The 7,700-nt window shown below is 71.8% G+C and carries 7 protein-coding genes; 3 read left to right on the top strand and 4 right to left on the bottom strand.

Going from position 1 to position 7,700, the window contains the following annotated elements:
• Together ABD194_RS09705 and ABD194_RS09700 are read right to left on the bottom strand one after the other, a co-directional pair.
• Nucleotides 1-963 (bottom strand): phytoene desaturase family protein (locus tag ABD194_RS09705; protein WP_343990693.1); only part of this gene is annotated, 963 nt, incomplete at its 3' end.
• A 37-nt stretch (nucleotides 964-1,000) separates the two neighbouring features.
• Nucleotides 1,001-2,083 (bottom strand): SGNH/GDSL hydrolase family protein, encoded by a 1,083-nt coding sequence (locus ABD194_RS09700; protein WP_343990691.1) that lies wholly within the window; start codon nucleotides 2,081-2,083, stop codon nucleotides 1,001-1,003.
• 199 nt (nucleotides 2,084-2,282) lie between these two features.
• Here ABD194_RS09700 and ABD194_RS09695 point away from each other — a divergent pair, with 199 nt between their 5' ends.
• Both ABD194_RS09695 and ABD194_RS09690 read left to right on the top strand, forming a co-directional pair.
• Nucleotides 2,283-2,900, top strand: a complete 618-nt coding sequence (locus tag ABD194_RS09695; protein WP_343990689.1) for a PH domain-containing protein — start codon at nucleotides 2,283-2,285, stop codon at nucleotides 2,898-2,900.
• A 97-nt stretch (nucleotides 2,901-2,997) separates the two neighbouring features.
• Nucleotides 2,998-4,758 carry an AMP-binding protein gene (locus ABD194_RS09690; RefSeq protein ID WP_343990687.1) on the top strand — a complete coding sequence of 587 codons (1,761 nt, stop codon included), beginning with the start codon at nucleotides 2,998-3,000 and terminating at the stop codon, nucleotides 4,756-4,758.
• Between the two features lie 17 nt (nucleotides 4,759-4,775).
• On the opposite strand, the gene ABD194_RS09685 is transcribed toward ABD194_RS09690, so the two are convergent.
• Entirely contained in the window at nucleotides 4,776-6,482 is a 1,707-nt protein-coding gene (locus ABD194_RS09685; RefSeq protein WP_343990685.1) for a metallophosphoesterase family protein, read from the bottom strand.
• Between the two features lie 121 nt (nucleotides 6,483-6,603).
• Here ABD194_RS09685 and ABD194_RS09680 point away from each other — a divergent pair, with 121 nt between their 5' ends.
• Complete coding sequence (locus ABD194_RS09680) at nucleotides 6,604-6,792, top strand: hypothetical protein (protein ID WP_343990683.1); 189 nt, start codon at nucleotides 6,604-6,606, stop codon at nucleotides 6,790-6,792.
• 2 nt (nucleotides 6,793-6,794) lie between these two features.
• Here the strand turns inward: ABD194_RS09680 and ABD194_RS09675 are convergent, their stop codons facing one another.
• A complete protein-coding gene (locus ABD194_RS09675; RefSeq protein ID WP_343990681.1) occupies nucleotides 6,795-7,436 on the bottom strand; it encodes a proteasome activator in 642 nt (213 codons plus the stop codon).
• Nucleotides 7,437-7,700 lie beyond the last annotated feature (264 nt).

Raw genomic sequence — 7,700 nt, 5'->3', positions numbered from 1 at the left:
GAGGCGGGTCAGGAGCATGTTGACCTTGAGCTGCGCGCCCTCGACGTCGGGCTCGGTCTCGACGGGCTCCGCCCCCGCCGCCGCGAGGAGCCGGTTCAGCACCGTGGGCGCGCACCCGGCGACGAGGGTGTCGCCGACGGCGCTGCCGCTGCCGGCCGTGCCGCCGGCCCAGTGGACCTCGCCGGTGGACGGGTCGACCGCTGTCACGTCGGCACCGGTGAGGATCGTCGCCCCGGCCGAGACAGCCGCTGCGGCAAGGGAGTCCGTGAGCGCGCCCATGCCGCCGACCGGCACGTCCCAGTCGCCGGTTCCGCCGCCGATGAGGTGGTAGAGGAAGCAGACGTTCTGGCGCAGGTCGCCCTCCCTGAGCGAGGCGAAGGTGCCGATGAGGGCGTCGGTGGCGATGATGCCGCGCAGCGTGTCGTCGCTCGTCACCGACTCGATGAGCTCGCCCAGGGGCCGCGTCGTCAAGGCGTCGAAGAGCTCCTCGTCTCCCGACAGGGCACCCACCTCCTCACGAGAGCGCAGCGGCTCGAGGACCGTCGGGAAGACCCGGCCTGCCACGGCGGTCATGCGGCCGTAGAAGTCGCTCCACCCGGCATACGCCTCGTCACCGCCGGTGAGCGCCCGGAAGGCCGCGCGGGTCGCCGCCTCGTCGGCGTTGTCCACGAGGAGGCCGCGGGCGGGGTCCGAGGGCACCGGCGTGTAGGAGGAGAAGCGGCGGCGGATCAGCCGCAGGTCGAGGTCGAGGTCGGTCACGACCTGCCGTGGCAGGAGCGACACGAGGTAGGAGTAGCGCGACAGCCGCGCGTCCACCCCGGCAAAGGCTCGGGCCGACACGGCCGCGCCGCCCACGTGGTCCAGCCGCTCGAGGACGAGCACCTTGCGGCCCGCGCGAGCGAGGTAGGCGGCGGCCGTCAGGCCGTTGTGACCCGCCCCGATGATGATGTCGTCGTAGCGCACGGGGCCACCCTAGGTGACCGCCCGGGAGCGCCACGGGTCAGCGCCGCGCCGCCTCCCGCTGCGCGGCGTCCTGTCGTGCCGACCAGAGCCGGTCGGCCGCGTCGATGCTCGCGCGGCTGCGCAGGTCGACCCCGGCGCGGGCGGCCGCGGCCCGGATCGCCGGGCTGTGGAGGTCGGGAGCGACGAAGCGCTCGGGCTCGATCGTGCGGTCGACCGCGGCATACCTGCTCGCGTCGCGAGCCAGCGAGTCGGCGGAGGCGACGGCCTTCGCCTCCGCTCCGGTCGGGGAGAGCGCTGCAGTGACGCCGAAGGCGGGCTTCGTCACGACGGCATACCCGTCGCGGTGGCCGGCGACGTTGGGGTGGTAGCTCTCGGTCGTCGGGTTGGAGAGCCCGTTGAGCCACTCGGTGCTGTCGCAGACGGCGTGGCCGCCGAACTTCGTGGTCGGGTTGACGAACGTGAACCCGGCGGTGGTCGCGGCCGTCGCCGTCCTCGAGTTGAGCAGGTCGGCCGTCGCGTTGAGCCGGGACTCCTCGGTGGGCGAGAACCAGGTCAGGGCGTTGCAGTCCTCGCCGTTGAAGATGCGGGGGTAGCCGACGACGACGACACGGGCGTTCGGCGCCTTGCCCCGGATCGAGGAGTAGAGCGTGGCGAGGCGGCCGGGCAGCGTGGTGGTGATGACGCCCTGCGCCTTGTCGATGGCGCCGTTGCAGTTGCCGGCCCAGCTCGGCTGGGCGCACGTCGTCAGCACGCTCGAGAAGCCGGCGTCGTTGCCGCCCACCGAGATCGTCACGTAGGCCGTCGAGGTCGACAGCGCGGACAGCTGGGTGTTCGTGACGTCGGCCACCGTCGCCCCGGAGCAGGCGCGGAAGGTCAGCGTGAGCCCGAGCGCCGACGCGTCGAGGGAGGGGTAGGCATACACGGAGCGTTGGCACGACGTCCCGTCGTTGAGGTAGCTGCGGGTGCCCGTGCCCGAGGAGTACGAGTCGCCGAGGGCGACATAGCTCGCACCGGCGGCGACCGCCGGTGAGCCGACGGCCAGCGCGGTGCTGAGGCCGGTCAGGACGGAGAGGCCTGCGCCGAGGGCGCGACCTCGTGACGAGGGAGAGCAGGTCTTCACGACATTCCTTGCGAGAGAGGGTGGCTGGGTCGTCGGACGGCATCCGCCGGCCCCTGGGATGCCTGCCTCACTCGTCCACTTCGGACGCTATGACCGAGATGTCCGGTCCGCGACTCGAAACCGGCGCGGCCTCCTACGCTGGTGCGGGTACGCCCAACAGGAGCGCCCCGAGGAGGCCGGCCGAGCCGGCGACAGGAGGATGACCGTGGGTTTCCCGGAGAACGTGCTGGCCAGGGGTGAGCGGGTCGAGCGGGACCTGCACCCGCACTGGCTCACCGTGGTCGTCCCGACGATCCTCGGACTCCTGCTGGCAGCCGCCTGCGTGGGGATCGCCGCCGCGACGCCCGACGACGCGACCGGCAACCGCATCCAGTGGATCGCCGTGGCCGTGCTGGTCGTCATCGCGGTCCCGGCCGTCGTCGTGCCCTACCTGCGTTGGCGCACGACCCACTACGTCGTGACGAGCCACCGGGTCATGGTCCGCCGCGGCGTCCTGACCAAGACCGGCAAGGACATCACCCTGTCGAAGATCACGGACGTGAGCTTCCAGCAGACGGTGCTCGACCGGCTGATCGGTTCGGGGTCGCTGCACATCGAGTCGGCCGGTGACAGCCCCGACGAGGACCTGTCGAACATCCCGCACAGCAACGACGTCCAGCAGCTGGTCAACCGGCTCATCGACGAGGACGACCTGCGCCGTCGCAGCCACGGCCGTGACCTGGGCGTCGGAGACGAAGTGGACCTGCTGCCTCCGGAGACGCCCGACCGGCCGGTGCTCGCCGAGGAGCGGCGCCGGCCCCGTCGGTCGCCTGACTGACGCGACCAGCGACTGCGAGGCCGGAACCCGCCGAGGCGCTCAGCAGGACCGGTCCAGTCGCCCGCCGGGTCCCGTTCCCGTGTGGCAAGGTCGGGGCATGACCTCCACTGTCGACGAAGCCGGTTCCACCGCGTCCTACCGAGCAGCCCGTGACCAGCTCCTCGCCCTGCGGGGCGACCACGCCCGCGCCGTCAGGGAGTTCGCGTGGCCCGACCTCGGGGACCGGTGGAACTGGGGCATCGACTGGTTCGACGCCGTGGCCCGAGGCAACGACCGCGCGTGCCTGACGATCGTCGAGCAGGACGAGTCCTCGCGCTCCTGGTCCTGGGACGAGATGGCGCGTCGCTCGGACCAGGTGGCGGCCCACCTGGCCGGTCTCGGAGTGCGCCGCGGCGACTCCGTGATCCTGATGCTCGGCAACCAGGTCGAGCTGTGGGAGGCGATGCTCGCCGTGATCAAGCTCGGCGCCGTCGTCATGCCGACGACCACTGCCGTCGGCCCCGGAGACCTCGTCGACCGGATGGAGCGCGGCGGTGCCCGCGCCGTCATCACGAATGCCGCCGAGGTGCACAAGTTCGAGGACGTGCCCGGCGACTACGTCCGCGTCGCCGTCGGTGGAGCCGACCCGGCAGGCACGGCGACGGACGGCTGGGAGGACCACGGCACGGCATACACCCTCGATGCCAAGCCCACCGAGCACCCGGGCACGGGACCCGACGACCGGATGCTGCTCTACTTCACGTCCGGCACGACGAGCCGGCCCAAGCTGGTCGAGCACACCCAGCGCTCCTACCCCGTCGGGCACCTCTCGACGATGTACTGGATCGGGCTGAAGCCCGGCGACATCCACCTCAACATCAGCAGCCCCGGCTGGGCCAAGCACGCGTGGTCGTCGTTCTTCGCGCCGTGGGCCGCGGAGGCGACGGCGTTCGTCTACAACTACAGCCGCTTCGACCCGGCTGCGCTGCTCCGGGTGCTGCACACGCACGAGGTCACCTCGATCTGCGCGCCGCCGACGGTGTGGCGCATGCTCATCAACAGCGACCTGTCCTCGGGCCCCGGCTCGCTCCGCGAGGTCATCGGTGCCGGCGAGCCGCTCAACCCGGAGGTCATCGCCCAGGTGCAGAAGGCCTGGGACCTGACCATCCGCGACGGCTACGGCCAGACCGAGATGACGGCCGCCGTCGGCAACACCCCCGGCTCGACCGTCAAGCCCGGCTGGATGGGGCGCCCGCTGCCCGGCTGCCCCGTCGTCGTCGTCGACCCTCTCACCAACGAGCGGGTCGAGCCCGACGGGGAGGGCGACCACCAGGGTGAGATCTGCCTCGACCTCTCGCAGCACCCGGTGCCGCTGATGACCGGCTACCAGGGTGACGAGCAGCGCAACGCCGATGCCATGGCCGGCGGTTTCTACCACACGGGCGACGTCGCGTCCGTGGACGCCGACGGCTACATCTCCTTCGTCGGGCGTACCGACGACGTCTTCAAGGCGAGCGACTACAAGATCAGCCCGTTCGAGGTCGAGTCGGTCCTCATCGAGCACCCGGCCGTCGCCGAGGCGGCCGTCGTGCCGGCGCCGGACCCGGTGCGCCTGGCGATCCCGAAGGCCTACATCGCCCTCGCCCCCGGGCACGAGCCGGGCGAGGAGACGGCGCGCTCGATCCTGGCCCACGCCCGTGAGAAGCTCGCGCCCTGGCAGCGGGTGCGGCGCATCGAGTTCTTCGAGCTGCCCAAGACGATCTCGGGCAAGATCCGCCGGGTCGAGCTGCGCGGCCGCGAGACCGAGCTCGATGCCACGGGCGCCGGTCGGCCCGAGAACGAGTGGCGCGACGACCAGTTCCCCGAGCTCAGGGGATGAGGCTCAGGGGATGAAGCTCAGGGGATGAGGCGCGGCGGCACCGACACGGTGGAGGTCGACGGTGTCGGCGTCCCGGGCGTGGCCGTGCCGCCGCCCGGAGTCGAGGTCGGGCTCTGGTCCTGCGGTGCCGGCGCTGGAAGGGTGCGCAGCGTCGTCTCCTCCACGCGTCCGCAGGTCCGCTTCGGCGTCGACGTGTCGCCGGGCTGCGTGGTCGAGCGGTCGGGCTGGTAGGTGTCGATGCGGGCGCCGCTGATCACCTCGACCCGGTCGTACGCCGGGCGCCCCTCGAGCAGGTTGCGGAAGGTGTAGCGCGTCAGCGAGTTCAGCTCGCACGCGTCGCCGAACGCGAGGACGTCGAACGCGTACGGCTGGCCGTTGAGCTCCTGGCCCTGGCCCTCCGAGTAGTGGGAGACGACGCCGCCACCGGTGAAGGTGCCCACCTGGATGCGGTTGCCGTCGAGCTTGGGGGTGTGCATGTGGCCGTTGACGAGGATGCGGCCCTTGTCGATCGACTGGGTGGCATACGGCTCGTGCGCGACGACGAGGTCGGGCTCCGGCTCGTCGGCCACCGTCGCGTTGTAGCGGTCGACGGCCGGCTTCTCCTTGGCGGTGGGGTCCTCGTTGTCGTCGCCGAACCAGCGGGGGTCGTTGAAGCCGGTGATCGTCAGGCCGTGGAACGACAGCTCGCGCAGGGCGCCGTCGGCGTTCTCCAGGAGCACGACGTTGCGGATGCGGCCGAGACGGGCCACGAGGGCCCGGTCGGTGGCCGAGGACTGGTCGTGGTTGCCGCTGACGAAGACGTACGGCACGCCGAGGCCCTCGATGGAGCGGAAGATGCCGGCCGCCTCGGCCTCCTGCACCCGGCCGAAGTTGATGAGGTCGCCGCTGTCGATGACGGCGTCGATGTCCTCCTCGGCGATGATCGTGCGCATTAGGGCGTACTGGTTGGCGCCGTGGATGTCGGAGACGAGCAGGATGCGCGCCGACACCGGCTCGTTGACCGAGCCCTGGACGTACTTCTGCTGGAGGGCCTGCGTGACGGCGAGCAGGTTGCGGAAGTAGGGCGTGACCTGCGCGGCGCGCGCCTCGACGTCGGCAAGCAGGCCGGCGTTGCGCTGCACGACGCCGAGCACGCCGCTCGTGCGGTACTCGGCGAAGCGGCTCGGCTGGTAGGTCAGGGCGATGCCCCCGAAGGTCCCGGCCGTCGCGACCACCATGGCCGAGGCGACGAACGCGACGTGGCGGCGGCGGGTGGTGCGCTGGCGGATGTAGTGCGAGGCCAGCGCGAGGAGCACCGCGATCGCCACCGCCCCGAGGAGGAAGCGCACCCCGACCCCGACGGCGGCGTCGGTGATGGCGCCGGACAGCTCGTCGGACGAGGGCTGCAGGGAGCGGATGTCGACGTTCGGGCGGGTGAAGAGGTTGGTGATCTCCTCACGCACGGCGACCTGCACGTCGAGCCCCGGCGCGATGATCGGCGAGGCGAACGCGACGTCGACGTCGCCGATGATCGTCGGTGAGTGCAGCACCGGCGTGTGCCGCGGGATCGGGTCGAGCCGCAGGACCGCGCGGTACTGCGAGGTCTCCGCGACGGTCGGCGCGAGGTTGGTCGCCGCGACCCCGCCGAGGTAGCAGGCGGCGAGGACTGCCAGCCACTTGAGCACGTGCGAGGCAAGACGCAGCCAGCGGTTGTCACCGCTCAGCAGCTCCTGCACGCGTGGCACCGCCTCACCCTAACGGGACGGGTACGGGCCACCGGGGTGGCACCGTCCGTTCACCTGGGCCTGATGCCATGGGGTCGTCAGCCTGGGCAACGACGCCGCAACGACGCGGCGAGGAGGTGTGATGGGACCGGCTCGTCGCCGAAGGACCATCGTCGTCACGTCGATGGTGGCGTATGCCGTCCTGCTCGTCCTCGGGCCGCACGTGCTCGGCGACTGGGCCGGCGGCGTCATCCTCGTGGCGAGCTACGCGGTCGGGTTCGAGTGCCTGCTGCTGGTCGTCGGCCCGTGGGCCGCCCGGGGCCGGCGCTGAGGTCAGAGGTACTGGCCGGTGGGGCCGCTCTCGCCCGGGTGGTGCTCGCCGGGCTGCATCCCGTGCGGGGTGCCGTAGGACGCGCCGGGGCCCGGCGGCAGTGCCCGCATCTGCTGCAGCTGCTGCTGCGCGGCCATCTGCTGCGCGACGAGCGCTGTCTGGATGCCGTGGAAGAGGCCCTCGAGCCAGCCGACGAGCTGCGCCTGGGCGATGCGCAGCTCGGCGTCGCTCGGCGACTCGTCGCGGAAGGGCAGCGCGATGCGGTCGAGCTCGGCGACCAGCTCGGGCGCCAGGCCGTCCTTGAGCTCCTCGAGCGAGCGGTGGTGCACGTCGGCGAGGCGGCGGCGGCCGGCCTCGTCGAGGGGCGCGTTCCGGACCTCCTCGAGCAGCTGCTTGATCATCGAGCCGATGCGCATGACCTTCGCCGGCTCCTCGACGAGGTCGGCGGGGTTGGTGCGCTCGCGAGGCTCGTGGTGCTTCTGCTCGTCACCCGGGCCGGCGCGCTCGCCGTCCTCGCGGTCGGAGCCGGCCTCGTGGTCGGGGCCGGAGACGCCCATCCCGTCCTGGGTCACGACGACGATCCGTGGCTCGTCGCGCCTCGAGTCGGTGGTGTCCTGTCCCGGTCGGCTCGCGTCGTCGGTCATGGTCCCCATCCTGCCTCACGGGTCGACCTTCACCACTGACTGTGGTTCGTGGGGTCGAGGATGAGGATGCGGCTCGGTCGAGCGGTCCTGGCTCGGTCCGCCGAAAGGTCGCCCGACCGAGCCGGGACCGCGGCACCCAACACGGGGCGCTGTGTCCGGCGCCGACTGCAGCTCTCGGTCAGCGGGAGCCGGCCGTGGCGAACCACGGGTGGTGCAGGTCGTGGTAGCTGACGTCGCTCATCAGCGACGACATGTCCTCCATCA

Origin of the sequence: Terrabacter terrae (assembly GCF_039529575.1) — a bacterium.
Classification (GTDB): domain Bacteria; phylum Actinomycetota; class Actinomycetes; order Actinomycetales; family Dermatophilaceae; genus Terrabacter; species Terrabacter terrae.
The sequence above is the reverse complement of the archived record's forward strand: the minus strand, read 5'-3'. Positions and strand labels throughout refer to the sequence as shown.

What these genes read in the sequence shown, in the direction of transcription:
- ABD194_RS09690 (WP_343990687.1), top strand. Translation starts at nt 2,998, where the DNA reads ATGACCTCCACTGTCGACGAAGCCGGTTCCACCGCGTCCTACCGAGCA.
- ABD194_RS09695 (WP_343990689.1), top strand. Translation starts at nt 2,283, where the DNA reads ATGACCGTGGGTTTCCCGGAGAACGTGCTGGCCAGGGGTGAGCGGGTC.
- ABD194_RS09680 (WP_343990683.1), top strand. Translation starts at nt 6,604, where the DNA reads ATGGGACCGGCTCGTCGCCGAAGGACCATCGTCGTCACGTCGATGGTG.
- ABD194_RS09675 (WP_343990681.1), bottom strand. Translation starts at nt 7,436, where the DNA reads ATGACCGACGACGCGAGCCGACCGGGACAGGACACCACCGACTCGAGG.